The following is a 14,708-nucleotide window of genomic DNA, read 5'->3' as shown; positions in this document are numbered from 1 at the left end:
ATGTTAAACAGCAGTTTAAAGCAAAATGGCATAAGTAAAAGATCAAATGCGTTTCATGAATTAGCACGAGATTTAACAGAAAGTACGGGTTTTACCTTATTGAACCTTATTAAACAGGCACCAGGAAGAGAGCGGTTAACTAATTATTACGGTGCAGGTTTGGTTAGAATGGAGGACGGTCTCTATTACTATGTTGGTGCAGAACAGCCAGTGAAATTTAAAATGGATAAAGCTAACCGATTAAAAAGGCTGATTGCAATAGATGAAAAATTAGGTGTTCCACAGCTGATTTTTAGAGACATGGTAAAAATGATGGTGGTTAAGTTTGTAAGAAATGGGCAATATACAGTTATTCCGTACCCATTTAAGTACTTAAATGAATATTTACGACATTATAGTCGGATGTGTACAAAATAGCTTTGTGATGAACGTGTGTTCCTTTTGGGGTATAATTAATTTGTCTATTTAATAAACATAAAGGAGCTCGTAAATTATGGATATTTCCCTGTTAAAGCAAGTCGCTGGCACCTCCAATAAGATTGCTCTCAGTACGGCGTTAAACGGTGAGGCCGACGTCAAAATTGTTAACTTCGTCTGGTACGAAGACCGTCCGGATACGTTGTACTTTTCGTCGGTCAAAACTAGTGCTGCGTTAAAGGTGTATGATCAAAATCCGGACGTCGCGTTTATTACGGTTCCAAATGACGGCACCCCGGGAAACCCCTATTTACGGGCTCAGCACGTGACACTACAGCGTTCTGAGAAAACAATGACCGATTTACTACCACGCTACCTTGAAACAATTCCGAATTATCAACAGGTTTGGGATGCAATTGGTGCGACGCTGGTCGTGTTTGAACTTAAAGTGACCGACCTGTTTGTCGATGGTGGTTTAGGTCAAGCCAAAGAAACTTTAAATTTTAACTAGATAGTTAGAAAAAAGAGTTAGCTGATTGTATACAAAATCAGTTAACTCTTTTTATTTCTACTTTAAATACGCCGTTCGGTAACTGGCGACCCCGCTAAAGTTATTGTAGACCACACCTTTAAGGTTGGATTTGACGAGCATGTTGGTACTGCCTTCGTAAAGTGAAACGCCGGCTTGATCCTTAGTAGCCCGTTTAGCGGCCTGAACCAAGTCCTGGTAGCGCTTAGTTACGTTGAGGGCGTCGACGTCGTCTGCTTTTTTCATTAGTTGATCAAACGCCTTATTGTTGTAGTGGCCCATGTTGGAATTGCTGCTAGACGTTAGAATCGTGAGGGCCCGCGACGGGTCGGCAAAGTCCATGTTCCAGCCGGCCAAGTTTAACTGGAAATCCCCCTTGGAAACTTTACCAAGCATGGCAGTGAACGGCATGGCCTTTACGTTGACCTTGATACCGGGGAGGTGGCTCATTAACTGTCCCTGAATAAATTCAGCGACTTGGTGGGTGCTGTCATTGTCCCCACAGGTCAGGGTCAACGTGATTTGATTCGTTCCCAGTTGCCGTTTGGCTTGCTTGTATAGTGTCTGGGCCTTAGCCACGTTAAAGTCAACCGTGTTTTTAACGTAAGCGTCCTGAGTGAAATCGCGACCAGTCTGAGGATTTTTAGCCATATTGGTTACGGCAAAGGTTTTAGCTGGTCGTGAGCCGTTTTCCAAGACCTTATTAACGAGCTGATTTCGGTTGATGGCTAACGAAACGGCAGTTCGTAGAGCCTGATTAGCAGCGGTTTTATCCTTTTCGTTAAATTGAATAAATTCTAGTGTCCCGGTTGGCAGCGTTTTACGTTCAGCGTTATTTTTATTCTGAACGTTCTGTTCACCACTTAGGGTGACCGTGTCGAGTTTATTCGATTGATATAAGTTATAAGCGGTCGTAGTTGACTTGATCACTTGGTAATTGATCTTATTTAGTTTAACGACGTTTTTAGCGTAATAATGGGGGTTTTTAGTTAAAGTCCAAGTATCGTTGGTTCCAGTCCAGCCCTTCATGACGAAAGCCCCGTTATAAACGGTTTTATCAGCCGTTGTCCCGTACGCCCGGCCGTATTTTTGAACGGCTTTCTGGTTTACGGGGTAGAAGGTCGTATTGGCTAAAACTTTTTTGAAATAAGCAGCGGGTTTACTCAGGGTGATGGTTAGCTGGTAGTCCCCGTTAGCTTTAACCCCGAGCGTAGTAGGGGATTTTTTACCCGTGGAAATGGCGTCGGCATTTTTGATGTTACTAAATAAATACGTAAATTCTGACTTGGATTTAGGGTCGAGCGTCCGCTCCCACGAATAGACAAAGTCGTGCGCGGTGACCCGCTGACCGTTACTCCACTTGGCATTGTGGTGTAGCTTGATCACGTATTCTTTGCCATCTTTTGAAATGGTGGTCTTGGTGGCGAGGGCGTTGACCGGTTCGCTCTTAGCGTTTAGCCGGTAAAGACCTTCGTCAATCTGGTTGAGTTGATCGCCCGAGACGTTGTCGGTGATTTTGGCCGGGTCGAGGCTCATGATGGCCGTCCCTTCAGAGAGGTTTAATGTTTGGGCCGTCGCCGTTTTAGCAGGCTTAGACTGGGCGTTCACGGTAAAAGCAATCCCGCCGACAATTGCAATTCCGGCAACGGTCAGTAAAGTTTTTTGCGTAGTTGATAAGCTCATAATGATGAATTCCTCCAAAAATAATTTCATAGTGGTCGTTGTGATTCATCGAGCGTTGCCATCGTTTGGTTACCATTTGTTTCACCCCGTTTTAAAGTCAAAAAAACCGTCCTTATACAGCCAATGCTGCGATAAGGACGGTTGATAAACCGCGGTGCCACCTTAATTGAGCCCACTTCAGTCGTGACGACTAAATATGCACTCCCACTCCATAGGAAACTAACATTTCCCTGACAACTGACGTATGTCGCACGTCTTTCCGTACTATTAGCAAGCTAAATTCGGAAAAGCCCTCGGTGGTCCATTTAACTATCTGCGTTCGGCCATACTCTCAGCAACGATGACTCTCTGTGCGGGCACGATAATCTTGATCTCCACCTCATTGGTTTATAAGGACGATATTTATGTTGAACCCAGTATACGGCTTTTAAAATTAGATTGTCAACACCTGGAAAATAATTATTTTGAAAATATATTGTGCTAAATTCTATACACTTAAAATAAATTAATATTCATAACGACTTTTGGTTGCACATTGTTCCACGTGAAACAATGTGCAACGGAAATTAGCTCATTATGTAATAATAAGTGCTAACTTGAACGGAGAGGCGCAGCGTTAACGAGTCATAATCACGATAATTAGACTGCGAAAAATACGAAAAGTTGTTACATGAAAACCCTATAAATTAGCACTGATAAACAACACACATAATACGTCCTGGAATTAGCAGAAAAATGATTTTAATTGAAATATTGGATTTAATCAAAAAGTTCTAATTTATTGGTTAGTGATTGACAGATTCAAAAAGGATGTTAATTATTATTAAAGTGTTTGAATATATATGCAATAATTTTAAATAAAGAAGCTCCCACTAAAATTTAGCGGGAGCTTCTTTTTAAGACTAAAGACGACTGTTATAAATCAAGAAACTGATGTAGCAGGTGTCGCCATCAGGTAAATCGTAACCAGTGGTTTCACGGGGGCCGGCACTTTCGTGTAAGACCGTGAACTCACCCGAACCATAATCTTGGTCGTTCAAGTACTTTACGAGGCGTTCGTCGCATTCAGCTAAGGTTTTACCCGTAACGACGCGCCGGTTCCAGCCACGATGAATCGTACCATTGTTAGGATTGATCATATTCTCAACTCCTTATTATAAAGTCATCAATTGCGCTTGACGCTCGGGTTGACTTTGAAGGTCAGCCTGAGACATGTCAGCGTCGAGTTGGTGGAGACTGTTAAAAATGATGAAACGTTGGCCAACGGCTTGAACTTGTTGGAAATTATGACTGGCCATAATAATTGTTTTACCAGCCGCATTTAGCCGTTGTAGAAGGGTTAACATTTGTTGCTGAGCCGCGATGGTTAAACCATTGAGTGGCTCGTCTAGCAACAAGATTTCAGGATTTAAGGCTAGCACACTCGCTAGGGCGACCCGTTTTTTCTCGCCGCCGGATAATTGGTAAGGAACCCGGTCGCGGAGTGTTTCGCAAGCAGTTAAGTGTAAACAATCGGTCACCCGTTGCGCAATTTCCGCGTCATTTAAACCAAGCTGACGGGGGCCAAAAGCAATTTCTTCGGCAACCGAGGTATTGAAGAGTTGGACGTCGGTATTTTGAAAGACCATCCCAACCGTTTGGTGTAACCGTTGACGGCGCTGGGCGTCGGACAAGTAATTCGCCGTAATGGCTTGATCACGCAACCAGTATTCACCAGTTTTGGGCGTTGCTAATCCACTTAAAATTCGGAGCAACGTGGATTTACCCGAACCGTTAGGCCCCATTAAACAGACAAATTCACCGGTATTAATAGTGAGGTCGAGGTGGTCCAAACCGCACGTATTAGGATAATCATAGCAAAGGTTTGCTAATTTAATCAATACCACGTTAATTCCTCCAAAAAATAAATAATATCAAAACCAAAATATCGGGACCGAGTGATAAGTAATCGGGCCAGTGGTTCCTAGTGGGACTAGTACGAACGTAGTGACCGTTAAAGCCGCGAGCTTCCATGGCCGCGTAGAGCTCTAGGGCGTATGCGTAACTTTTGAGGTACAGGTTACCAAACATCGCACCAATCAAGCGGTAAGGGTGCTTAGTGGGGGCCACTGTCCGTAACTCTAAGGCTTCCATGGTCAGTAACAAGTGTTGCCCGAGCATGCGGAGATAAGTGATGGCAATTGCCAAAGTCATGATCAAGACGTCGGGACAGTGCAACGCCTTGAGTCCACTTAGCAAGTCTTGAAACGGTGTCGTCAACCGGTAGTACTGGGCGTTAGCGAGCATCAGACTAGTTTTTAAGCCGAAAAATAGTAACGTCCCCGGACCGGTTAGCCAGTAGCTTGGCAGCACGAATAGTAAGGCAACGAATGAGCTAATCAGCCAGCTGCGCACGAATCGTCGGAGTTGGCTGGGTGGTAATAGGAGTAACTGGAAACCTAGTAGTAGGGCTAAACACCACAGTAACGTAACGTTATTGATTAGTGCAATCAATAAAACTAGAAGTAATAAACGAATTAAATTAATTTGCGGGGCGAGGTGCCACCGCTGATTTTTAACGACCGGTGCGGGTTGGGCTAACCGGGTCAGCAAACTACGCAGGTGGCGCTGATTACGCTGTAAAAAGCTCGTTTTACTGGCTTGACTGTGCGCCGAAGCGGGCTGTTGTAACCAGTCCGGTAACTCAGTTGGTTGTTTCGGATCCATGTTGAAGGCCTCGAATCAGGAGTAAGAAAATTAAGATGGCGGATAACGCGGACAGAATGTAACCCACGCTTACGGGCAATCCCGCAATGGCGTAGTCGCTAAACAGGGCCTGGAAGTGGAAACCGTGAACCATTCCCTGGGGTGCCTGGGTACTCAAGTGTTGTTGTGCAAGGAGCTGCTTTAGTTCCGTCGGGTCCCATTCGCCCCAAGCCGTATTACTGGCTAACAAACCGAGTGGTGATAGGGCCGCCAAACCAATCAGTAACGCGATCCACGGTCGTTGGTTGGTCCGGGTCGGCGTTTGGTACAGGTTGGTTGGAGCGACTTTTTTCACGAATTGGAAAACGAGCAGGGTAAAGACGAGTTCAACCCAGCCCGCCACCAGTAAGTGGGCGGTCAACATGGCGGGAACCGCGATGCTTAGACCGTACGGGCAGTACAACGGTGCACCGCTAGCCGTGTGCGCGAGGAGTGGTTGTAATCCCAGTTCTACACCGGCGACTAGGGCGGCCACGTTGATACCTAAGTAAGCCCCAACGGCCAGACCGATTTTTTCGTGGTGTAATTTTTGCCCCAAGCGGTAACAAGCGTAACCGACAAACGGCATGATGAACGCCATGTTAAAGGCATTGGCGCCAAAGGCCAGGATACCGCCGTCACCAAATAGTAGGGCTTGCAGGGCTAACGTAACGGTTAACGCTAAACAAGCCGCCCAGGGCCCAATCAGCACCGCTAACAGCGTACCTCCGACCGCGTGGGCCGTGGTACCGCCCGGAATTGGTAAATTGAACATCATGATTAAAAAAGCCAATGAGGCGGCAATGCCTAGCATTGGTAAAGTTTCATGGTGTTCTTTGACTTGGGCTTTAACTTTAATGACTGCGACGGTCCAAACGGGCGCCATGGCAGCAACTAACGTCCCACAGGTGGCGGGACTTAAATAATTATCCGGGATATGCACGGATGAGCACCTCACTAGTTTGCAATTTGATCTAAGAGGTAGCTAACGTCTTGAATAATAAATTTATGGTTCTTAACTGAAATAACCCCATCTGCCCGCAATTCTTTGAGCATCCGGTTCACACTGCTACGAGAACTAATTCCGCAAAATCCCGCGATATCATCGTTCGTGACGATAAAATCGATCAAAATTCCTTCGTTAACTTTCCTGCCAAAGAGGTCAACAAGACTATAGATAAAGGAGCAGATGGCGCCCTTTTTACCGTTCATCACCATCCGCTGGAGACGGAGGATGTTTTCGGATAACTTTTTACGGTAGTAATTTTTGACGTAGTTCTGTAGTTCCGGGGTGCTATTGACGTATTTCCAAAATGAGACCCGGTTGACCTGATAAAAAGTTGCGTATTCGGATTCAATGCGGACGTTAAACGGTTGATCCGTTGAACGGGAGACTTCGTCACGCAATAACGAGATGACGTCGGGTTTAGCGATGTAGGACAGGTTAAATTCACGCCCATCCTGCAAAATAATACTGTTTTTGATGATGCCATCCTTTAAAACGTACGTATAGTGCTCCGCTAAACCGTGATAAGTCAAATAAGTGTGCCGTTTTTTCTTAATTGTTGGTACATGGTGGGCTTCCAGGTAGCTTAATAAATATTCAATGTCAGTTAATACCATCTTAGTTTCAGTTCTTTCGTGAAAGATTTTGAGGTCCGAAAACGAATTATTAACGACTTTCAGCTTCAATCACGATAACTACTCTGCTTAGCATAGCGGTTTTTGTGATTGCGGCAATCGCATTTAAAGTATACATTTGTTAACTATTTTTGAAAGCTTAAAATGTAACAGCAAGTTTTCCGGACCTCTAGTATAACAAAACATGCGCGTTAAAAATTTTATTTACGAGAAAGAGGATGGCCAAAAGTCATGGTTGCAATTGATTTACCATATGACAAGAAAACGATTACCGCTGAAATTCCTGATGAAAATTTCGCCGGTAAGCTCGTTTCCCAAGCTGCAACATATCATAACAAATTATCCGAAAGTGAAACGGTTGAAAAATCGCTGGATAACCCGATCGGTTCTGACAAATTAGAAGAACTCGCAAAGGGTAAAAAGAACATTGTTATCATTAGTTCTGACCACACCCGGCCAGTACCTTCACACATCATTACTCCGATTCTGTTACGGCGTTTACGCTCCGCGGCACCGGACGCTCGGATTCGCATCCTCGTTGCAACCGGTTTTCACCGGCCATCGACGCACGAAGAATTAGTTAACAAATATGGCGAAGACATCGTTAACAACGAAGAAATTGTCATGCACGTTTCAACCGATGACGACTCAATGGTTAAAATTGGCCAATTGCCTTCTGGTGGGGATTGCATTATTAACAAAGTGGCCGCCGAAGCCGATTTGTTAATTTCTGAAGGGTTCATTGAATCCCACTTCTTTGCCGGTTTCTCCGGTGGTCGGAAGTCCGTTTTACCTGGGATTGCTTCATACAAAACTATCATGGCCAACCACTCTGGGGAATTTATTAACTCACCAAAAGCCCGGACTGGGAACTTAATGCACAACCCAATTCATAAAGACATGGTGTACGCTGCTCGGACGGCTAAGTTGGCCTTCATTATCAACGTTGTGTTGGACGAAGATAAAAAGATCATTGGTTCGTTTGCCGGTGATATGGAAGCCGCTCATAAAGTTGGTTGTGACTTTGTTAAGGACCTTTCCAGTGTTCCTGCAATCGACTGTGACATTGCCATTTCAACGAACGGTGGTTACCCGTTAGACCAAAATATCTACCAAGCCGTTAAAGGGATGACCGCAGCCGAAGCTACTAACAAAGAGGGCGGTACGATCGTCATGGTCGCCGGTGCCCGCGATGGTCACGGTGGCGATGGTTTTTATCACAACTTGGCCGACGTGGATGATCCGAAGGAATTCTTGGATCAAGCCATTAACACTCCCCGTTTAAAGACGATTCCAGACCAGTGGACGGCGCAAATCTTTGCCCGGATCTTGGTTCACCACCACGTGATTTTTGTTTCAGACTTAGTTGAACCTAAGTTAATCACTGACATGCACATGGAATTAGCTAAGAGTTTAGACGAAGCTATGGAAATGGCGTACGCCCGCGAAGGAAAAGCCGCTAAAGTAACGGTAATTCCTGATGGCCTTGGCGTTATCGTGAAATAAGATGGCAACGTTAACGACCACTGAAATTTTACAACGGGTTGCCGCGGGAACCTTGTCGCCGGCCGACGCCGCGAGCCAATTAGAAGCGGCACAGACGGCGGATTTGGGTTTTGCCAGTGTCGATTTAAGCCGCCAAACCCGCAACGGTTTTCCGGAAGTCGTTTACGGTGCGGGTAAAACTGCGCCGCAAATTGCCGGCATCGTGAAGGCAATGACTAACCAAACGTTACCGATTTTGACCACCCGTTTGTCACCGGAAAAGTTTGCCGCACTGCAACCAGCGTTACCAACCGCGGTGTATCACGAACAAGCACAGTGCATGACGGTTGGCCAGATGCCAACACCTAAAACTGACGATTACATTGCCGTAGTTACGGCGGGGACGTCGGATCAGCCGGTTGCTGAAGAAGCGGCGGTCACGGCCGAAGCCTTTGGTAACCACGTAAAGCGGGTCTACGACGTTGGTGTTGCCGGCATTCACCGGTTATTTGCCCGGCTAGACGTGATTCGTGGGGCCAAAGTAGTGATCGTCATTGCCGGAATGGAAGGGGCGTTGGCGAGCGTCGTTGGCGGCCTGATCGATAAACCGTTGATCGCCGTTCCAACCAGCATTGGCTACGGCACAAACTTCCAAGGGATGACGGCCCTGCTGACCATGTTAAATAGTTGTGCGTCCGGCATTACCGTTGTCAACATTGATAATGGTTTTGGGGCGGCTTACTCCGCTAGCATGATCAATCAATTGTAAAATTCAGATAACTAAACCATGAGAGGAATTCAAGATGCGAACACTTTATTTAGATGCGTTTTCCGGTATTAGTGGCGACATGTTTTTAGGCGCTTTACTGGATCTCGGCTTAGATTTCGACCAATTAAAGGCCGAATTAGCCAAATTACACGTTCACGGCTACGAACTAACCCGTGAACGGTTGGCTAAAAGCAGTATTTACGGGACCAGTTTTGACGTTCAAGTTGAAGGTGGTAAGGACCACGGCTTTGTGGAACATTCCCATGATCACCACCACGCTGAAACGACGCCGGAACACCACCATGAACACGATCACGTTCATGAGGATCACCACCACGCTGACGCGGACCATCACGACCATGATCATGGTGACCACCACCATCATCACGGCGCGGCACGGCATTTAACGGATATCTTGCAACTGATCGACGCGAGTGATTTATCCGAGCAAGTTAAAGCCCACGCGAAGGCAATCTTTTCCGAAATTGCGCAAGCGGAAGCCACGGTGCATAACATGCCGTTAGCTGACGTCCATTTTCACGAAGTGGGTGCGTTGGATTCCATCGTGGACATCGTTGGTTGTTGCGTTGCCTTAGAATTAATGGACATCGATGAAATTTTATCTTCACCATTGACCGACGGTAGTGGTTTTATCAACGTGGCGCACGGTCAAATGCCGGTGCCGGTGCCGGCCGTGATGCAAATGCGCGTTGGTAGCCGAATTCCGATTCAGCAACGGTTGGACATTCATACCGAATTGATTACGCCAACCGGGATGGGAATTGTTAAAACGCTGGTCAAAGATTTCGGACCATTACCAGAGAATGCCACCCCGTTAAAGGTCGGCTATGGTTTTGGAAAACGGGATACCGGGGGCTTTAACGCCTTACGGGCCGTTTTATTCGAAAAAAAAAACTAAGTCATCAGGTTGTTAACCGAACGAAGGACGACGTGTTAATGATCGAAGCCAATTTAGACGATCAGACGGGTGAGGGTCTGGGGTACGTCATGGACCAGCTGTTAACGGCTGGTGCGTACGACGTTTTCTTTACACCAATTCAGATGAAAAAGAACCGCCCCGCCACCAAATTGACCGTACTGGGTAACGTACAAGCTAAAGCGGAACTGACCAAGCTAATTTTAAGTGAGACCAGTACGATTGGGGTGCGTTACCAAACTTGGCACCGAACGATTATGAAACGGCACTTTATCACGGTGGAAACACCGTATGGTCCGGTTCAGTTTAAGGTTGCGACTTACGATGACGTTACGAAAAAAACACCGGAATACGCGGACTGTGCTAAGTTAGCACAACGGTTCCACATTCCGTTACGGACGGTTTATCAGGCGGCCACGGTTGCCGCCGCGCAGTTGGACGAGGAGGAATAGTTTTTTGTTACATCAATTGATTGCCGAATTCATGGGAACGGCCTTAATGATCATTTTTGGGGTCGGGGTTCACTGTAGTTCGGTCCTGAAGGGAACTAAGTACCGGGGTTCCGGGCATATTTTCGCCATCACGACTTGGGGTTTTGGGATTAGTATTGCACTTTTTATTTTTGGAAATGTTTGTATCAACCCCGCGATGGTTTTAGCGCAGTGTTTGCTAGGCAACTTACCATGGAGTAGTTTTATTCCTTACTCGGTTGCCGAAGTACTGGGTGGGGTGATTGGTTCCGTAATCGTTTGGATTATGTACGCCGACCACTTCAAGGCGTCAACGGACGAAATTTCACCAATTACGATTCGTAACTTGTTCTGTACGGCACCAGCTGTACGAAACTTACCACGGAACTTTTTCGTGGAATTCTTCGATACCTTTATCTTTATTTCTGGGATCTTAGCCATTTCAGAAATTAAGACGCCCGGAATCGTTCCAATTGGTGTTGGACTGTTAGTCTGGGCCATTGGGATGGGACTTGGCGGTCCGACCGGGTTCGCCATGAACCTCGCGCGGGACATGGGCCCCCGGATTGCTCACGCCATTTTACCAATTGCCAACAAGGCGGAAAGTGACTGGACGTACGGGATCATCGTTCCCGGAATCGCACCGTTTTTTGGTGCCGCGGTCGCCGCTTGGTTTATGCACGGATTTTTTGGAATTAACTAGTAATTAAAATAAAAAAAGAAGGCTATTAATATGACAACATTAGCAGCAAAGAAAGCAACGTTAACGAGTTTATTAAAAGATTTGGAAAAGGTTACGGTTGCCTTTTCTGGTGGGATTGACAGTACGTTAGTTTTGAAAATGGCTTTAAACGTTTTAGGTCAAGAAAACGTTACTGCCGTTGTTGCCAACTCCGAATTATTCACTGACGAAGAATTCGATAAGGCCGTTAGCTTAGCTGAAGAAATGGGCGCCAACGTTCAAACGACGACCTTAGACTACTTAAGCGACGAACACGTTAAGGAAAACACTCCTGACAGCTGGTACTATGCTAAAAAGATGTTCTATACTCGTTTGAACGAAATGGCCGCTGCTAACGGCAGCAACGCCGTTTTAGACGGGATGATCAAGAACGATGAAAACGACTACCGTCCTGGTTTGAAGGCCCGGACCGAAGCCGGTGCTCGTAGTTTGTTACAAGAAGCCGACTTTTTCAAGGTTGACGTACGTGCCTTAGCCCAAGAATTAGGGTTAACGAACTGGAACAAAGTTGCATCTTGCTCCGTATCTTCACGTTTTCCATACAACACGACTTTGACGCACGAAAACATTGCGCAAGTTATGGCTGCTGAAAAGTACTTACGTAGCCTTGGTTTCCCAACGGTTCGGGTTCGTTTCCACGAAGACATTGCCCGCATCGAATTACCAGAAGCCCGCATTGGTGATTTCTTGGTATTCAATGACCGTGTTAACCGTCAATTACAATCACTCGGTTTCCGTTACGTTACCTTAGATTTAGGTGGTTTCCGCAGTGGTCGGATGAACGATACGTTGACAAAGGCACAGGTCGAAGCATTCGCGTAATCAGTAAGAGTGTGAAGTTCAGACGGGTCGGGGGTGAGGATTAGCCTAGCCAGCGATGATATGCGGGCTTGGCATATTATTGTTGGCGTCGCTAACCGGAAGCCCCGGTCTGACCTGAACACGTTTCAAAACGCACGTATAAATTAAACATGCATTAACGGAAAACGGGCAATAATCACGGTTTTGGTGATTGTTACCCGTTTTTGGTTAAGCGGAATGGGTTGCCCGAACACGTTTCGAAAGGCAAACTGAATCCGATAATAATGAAAATTTATTGGCGTTGTTCTAGGTGATAATAAACTAGTTAAGCGTATAAAAATCCCGTTAGACATAGTGGCTAACGGGATTTTTCAATTGAATAATTAATCAAAGTTAACGACTAATTTACCAACGACCTGGTCGGCTTGAATTCGTTTTAAACCGGTCACGAGGTCGTCACGACGCAGAACGTCGCTGATGAGCGGATCGACCTTTCCGTTGGCAACTAAAGCCAGCAGTTCAAATGCCATTTGACCCAAGTCGGCAATTTGTGCGGGATTCCCGCTGCGGTGAGCACCACCCAAATCAAGGTTACTGATAGTAACGGCTTGGTTTGTCGGAAAGGCGGGCGTGTCTAAAACACAAACGAGTTGACCATTGTAGGCTAACCGGGGAAGGTCGGCTTCGGGATGACCAATCGTGTTAACGATTAAATCAACGCCTTGGTGGTGGGTCAGTGTCTGGAGTTGGTGATCCACGTCTTCGGTACGGTAATCAATTTGAGCGTCGGGGTGCAACGCCGCTACAAAGGCTTGCTTGCCCTTAGAAACGGTCGTGTAGACGGTTTTGCCGGCTTGTTTAGCCAATTGAATAGCCATGCTGCCGACACCGCCAGCACCGGCGTGAATGAGAACGGTTTGAACGGCGTTTAAGTTAGCTTTACGGTATAGCGCCTGGTACGCGGTCAGGCCCGCACATAGGCTTGCTGCCGCGGTTTCAAAGCTAACGGTCGTTGGAATATCGGCGAGGGCGTCGGCTGGAAAACTAACGTATTCCGCAAAGCAACCGTTCTGAGTCAGGTTACCGTGACCACACACGCGTTGACCCGGCCGGTAGTTTTGAACGTTGGCCCCGACGGCCTCGATAATTCCCGCGACGTCTAAGCCTAACGTGTGCGGGTAAGTCCACGTGGGATGGTCTCCCGTGACAACCTTATAATCAACCGGGTTTAAACCGACTGATTGGGTCTTGATCAACACTTCGTCGGGCTTAAGTACGGGCATGGGCCGTTCTTGCCATTCAAGGTCGCTCAAGGTGTGGAGCGTTGCGGTTGGCACAACTAGAGCTTGCATAAATAGTCACTCTTTTCTTCATATTTTACTACTGATTACATTATAACCGCTTCTGTTGAATAGCCTGAACAAAAAGCTTTTACCGGTGAGGCTACGTAAATTGAACGAAAATTAGTTAAAAAATAGTAATTGACGTTAGCGGTTACAATCGTTAGACTGAAGTTGACCAAATTAATAAATATTAAACACTAGGGGTGTCCAAAAATGGGCTGAGATGGCGCTGTGAGCGTCGATCCCTTTGAACCTGTAAGTTCAGACTTGCGTAGGGAAAGTGTCACAGCTAAGAATTAGCGACCACTCGATCAATGCAGGTTGATCAGTGGTCGTTTTTTTATAAGCGTGCCACTTGGGAAAGGGTGAATTAAACATGGAATTAAGACTATTGACCGCGTTACGGGCACAAAATCCAATTGTTTTTAACATTGCTAACTTTGTCACGGTTCAGGACGTAGCGAACGGACTTAACGCGTTAGGGGCGTCACCCATCATGTCGGCGGAAGTTCAAGAAGCCGAAACCATGGTACAAATTGCTGGAGCCGTCTGTATTAATTTGGGAACGCTGACGGAGTTACAAATTGAACAAATGCGGGTCGTGGGACGACTGGCTAATCAGTACCACAAACCCGTCGTATTGGATCCGGTTGCGGTCGGAGCAGTTCCTTACCGGAAACGAATTGCCCAAGAATTATTGACAACTTTTGATGTAGCTGTAATTCGCGGTAATGCTGGTGAAATCGCAGCGTTAGCGGATATGGATTGGCAGGCTAAGGGGATTGATGCCGGAACGGGGACGGGGGACCTGATCAGTATTGCCAAAGCTTGTGCTAACCGGTACCACTGTTGCGTGATATTATCGGGGCCGACCGACGTGATTACGGACGGGACCCGGGTGGTTCAGGTGCATAATGGAACTCCGTTATTTCAGTTGCACGTGGGCTCGGGAGACTTGCTATCCAGTATCGTGGCGGCGTTTACGGCCATTAGTAGCGATACTTTTGAAGTAGCGCAGACGGCGTGCTTGGTTTTGGCGGCAAGCGGGGAATTAGTTGCCAGTCAACTAACGGCGGACCGTCCAGCGACGTTCACCGTGGAGTTAGTTGATAAGCTGAGTCTGGTGACCGTACCGGAAATTGAAGCCGTTGAAAGTTTAAATTAAGG

Annotated in this window: 15 protein-coding genes, 1 pseudogene and 1 riboswitch; of the genes and pseudogenes, 9 read left to right on the top strand and 7 right to left on the bottom strand. The window is 46.5% G+C overall.

The window, feature by feature from the left end; genetic code table 11:
* Positions 1 to 417: pseudogene (locus D1831_RS14360) on the top strand (hypothetical protein); the annotation flags it as partial.
* 76 nt (positions 418 to 493) lie between these two features.
* A complete protein-coding gene (locus D1831_RS05150) occupies positions 494 to 928 on the top strand; it encodes a pyridoxamine 5'-phosphate oxidase (RefSeq protein WP_125071859.1) in 435 nt (144 codons plus the stop codon).
* Positions 929 to 985: 57 nt separating this feature from the next.
* Here the strand turns inward: D1831_RS05150 and D1831_RS05145 are convergent, their stop codons facing one another.
* The 6 genes from D1831_RS05145 to D1831_RS05120 form a co-directional block, all read right to left on the bottom strand.
* A complete protein-coding gene (locus tag D1831_RS05145) occupies positions 986 to 2,629 on the bottom strand; it encodes a peptide ABC transporter substrate-binding protein (RefSeq protein ID WP_125071858.1) in 1,644 nt (547 codons plus the stop codon).
* 902 nt (positions 2,630 to 3,531) lie between these two features.
* The gene (locus D1831_RS05140) at positions 3,532 to 3,768 is read right to left on the bottom strand and encodes a hypothetical protein (protein ID WP_125071857.1); all 237 of its coding nucleotides are present in this window, start codon (positions 3,766 to 3,768) and stop codon (positions 3,532 to 3,534) included.
* A 15-nt stretch (positions 3,769 to 3,783) separates the two neighbouring features.
* Positions 3,784 to 4,515 (bottom strand): energy-coupling factor ABC transporter ATP-binding protein, encoded by a 732-nt coding sequence (locus tag D1831_RS05135; protein ID WP_179950292.1) that lies wholly within the window; start codon positions 4,513 to 4,515, stop codon positions 3,784 to 3,786.
* A gap of 1 nt (position 4,516) precedes the next feature.
* Complete coding sequence (locus D1831_RS05130) at positions 4,517 to 5,335, bottom strand: energy-coupling factor transporter transmembrane component T (RefSeq protein ID WP_125071856.1); 819 nt, start codon at positions 5,333 to 5,335, stop codon at positions 4,517 to 4,519.
* The gene (gene cbiM, locus D1831_RS05125; RefSeq protein ID WP_125071855.1) at positions 5,313 to 6,296 is read right to left on the bottom strand and encodes a cobalt transporter CbiM; all 984 of its coding nucleotides are present in this window, start codon (positions 6,294 to 6,296) and stop codon (positions 5,313 to 5,315) included. Before cbiM ends, D1831_RS05130 begins: the two co-directional genes overlap by 23 nt.
* Before the next feature lie 14 nt (positions 6,297 to 6,310).
* A complete protein-coding gene (locus tag D1831_RS05120; RefSeq protein WP_125071854.1) occupies positions 6,311 to 6,976 on the bottom strand; it encodes a Crp/Fnr family transcriptional regulator in 666 nt (221 codons plus the stop codon).
* Between the two features lie 249 nt (positions 6,977 to 7,225).
* On the opposite strand from D1831_RS05120, the gene larA reads away from it, so the two are divergent.
* Genes larA through larE form a run of 6 tightly spaced genes read left to right on the top strand, consistent with a single transcriptional unit; the run spans position 7,226 to position 12,219 of the window.
* The gene (gene larA, locus D1831_RS05115) at positions 7,226 to 8,500 is read left to right on the top strand and encodes a nickel-dependent lactate racemase (protein WP_125071853.1); all 1,275 of its coding nucleotides are present in this window, start codon (positions 7,226 to 7,228) and stop codon (positions 8,498 to 8,500) included.
* A 1-nt stretch (position 8,501) separates the two neighbouring features.
* Entirely contained in the window at positions 8,502 to 9,248 is a 747-nt protein-coding gene (larB, locus tag D1831_RS05110) for a nickel pincer cofactor biosynthesis protein LarB (RefSeq protein WP_125071852.1), read from the top strand.
* Between the two features lie 34 nt (positions 9,249 to 9,282).
* Positions 9,283 to 10,167 (top strand): LarC family nickel insertion protein, encoded by an 885-nt coding sequence (locus D1831_RS05105; protein WP_125071851.1) that lies wholly within the window; start codon positions 9,283 to 9,285, stop codon positions 10,165 to 10,167.
* A 38-nt stretch (positions 10,168 to 10,205) separates the two neighbouring features.
* Positions 10,206 to 10,637 carry a nickel insertion protein gene (larC, locus tag D1831_RS14815; protein WP_125071850.1) on the top strand — a complete coding sequence of 144 codons (432 nt, stop codon included), beginning with the start codon at positions 10,206 to 10,208 and terminating at the stop codon, positions 10,635 to 10,637.
* Between the two features lie 4 nt (positions 10,638 to 10,641).
* Positions 10,642 to 11,358 carry a D/L-lactic acid transporter LarD gene (larD, locus tag D1831_RS05095; RefSeq protein ID WP_125071849.1) on the top strand — a complete coding sequence of 239 codons (717 nt, stop codon included), beginning with the start codon at positions 10,642 to 10,644 and terminating at the stop codon, positions 11,356 to 11,358.
* Between the two features lie 30 nt (positions 11,359 to 11,388).
* Positions 11,389 to 12,219, top strand: coding sequence for an ATP-dependent sacrificial sulfur transferase LarE (larE, locus tag D1831_RS05090; protein WP_125071848.1), 831 nt, complete (start codon positions 11,389 to 11,391; stop codon positions 12,217 to 12,219).
* Between the two features lie 362 nt (positions 12,220 to 12,581).
* Here the strand turns inward: larE and D1831_RS05085 are convergent, their stop codons facing one another.
* On the bottom strand, positions 12,582 to 13,550 hold the full coding sequence (locus D1831_RS05085; RefSeq protein ID WP_125071847.1) for a zinc-binding dehydrogenase: 969 nt from the start codon (positions 13,548 to 13,550) through the stop codon (positions 12,582 to 12,584).
* Positions 13,551 to 13,730: 180 nt separating this feature from the next.
* Positions 13,731 to 13,837: riboswitch (TPP riboswitch) on the top strand.
* A gap of 80 nt (positions 13,838 to 13,917) precedes the next feature.
* Here D1831_RS05085 and thiM point away from each other — a divergent pair.
* Complete coding sequence (gene thiM, locus D1831_RS05080) at positions 13,918 to 14,706, top strand: hydroxyethylthiazole kinase (protein WP_125071846.1); 789 nt, start codon at positions 13,918 to 13,920, stop codon at positions 14,704 to 14,706.
* The last annotated feature ends 2 nt before the right edge of the window (positions 14,707 to 14,708 follow it).

Origin of the sequence: Lactiplantibacillus garii, assembly GCF_003885105.1 — a bacterium.
GTDB lineage: Bacteria > Bacillota > Bacilli > Lactobacillales > Lactobacillaceae > Lactiplantibacillus > Lactiplantibacillus garii.
This window is presented reverse-complemented; position numbering and strand designations above follow the sequence as displayed.

Bases quoted from the DNA above. Each gene is read 5' to 3' on its own strand.
- D1831_RS05150 (WP_125071859.1), top strand. From the start codon at position 494: ATGGATATTTCCCTGTTAAAGCAAGTCGCTGGCACCTCCAATAAGATT.
- D1831_RS05145 (WP_125071858.1), bottom strand. From the start codon at position 2,629: ATGAGCTTATCAACTACGCAAAAAACTTTACTGACCGTTGCCGGAATT.
- D1831_RS05140 (WP_125071857.1), bottom strand. From the start codon at position 3,768: ATGATCAATCCTAACAATGGTACGATTCATCGTGGCTGGAACCGGCGC.
- D1831_RS05130 (WP_125071856.1), bottom strand. From the start codon at position 5,335: ATGGATCCGAAACAACCAACTGAGTTACCGGACTGGTTACAACAGCCC.
- D1831_RS05120 (WP_125071854.1), bottom strand. From the start codon at position 6,976: ATGGTATTAACTGACATTGAATATTTATTAAGCTACCTGGAAGCCCAC.
- larA (WP_125071853.1), top strand. From the start codon at position 7,226: ATGGTTGCAATTGATTTACCATATGACAAGAAAACGATTACCGCTGAA.
- larB (WP_125071852.1), top strand. From the start codon at position 8,502: ATGGCAACGTTAACGACCACTGAAATTTTACAACGGGTTGCCGCGGGA.
- D1831_RS05105 (WP_125071851.1), top strand. From the start codon at position 9,283: ATGCGAACACTTTATTTAGATGCGTTTTCCGGTATTAGTGGCGACATG.
- larC (WP_125071850.1), top strand. From the start codon at position 10,206: ATGATCGAAGCCAATTTAGACGATCAGACGGGTGAGGGTCTGGGGTAC.
- larE (WP_125071848.1), top strand. From the start codon at position 11,389: ATGACAACATTAGCAGCAAAGAAAGCAACGTTAACGAGTTTATTAAAA.
- D1831_RS05085 (WP_125071847.1), bottom strand. From the start codon at position 13,550: ATGCAAGCTCTAGTTGTGCCAACCGCAACGCTCCACACCTTGAGCGAC.
- thiM (WP_125071846.1), top strand. From the start codon at position 13,918: ATGGAATTAAGACTATTGACCGCGTTACGGGCACAAAATCCAATTGTT.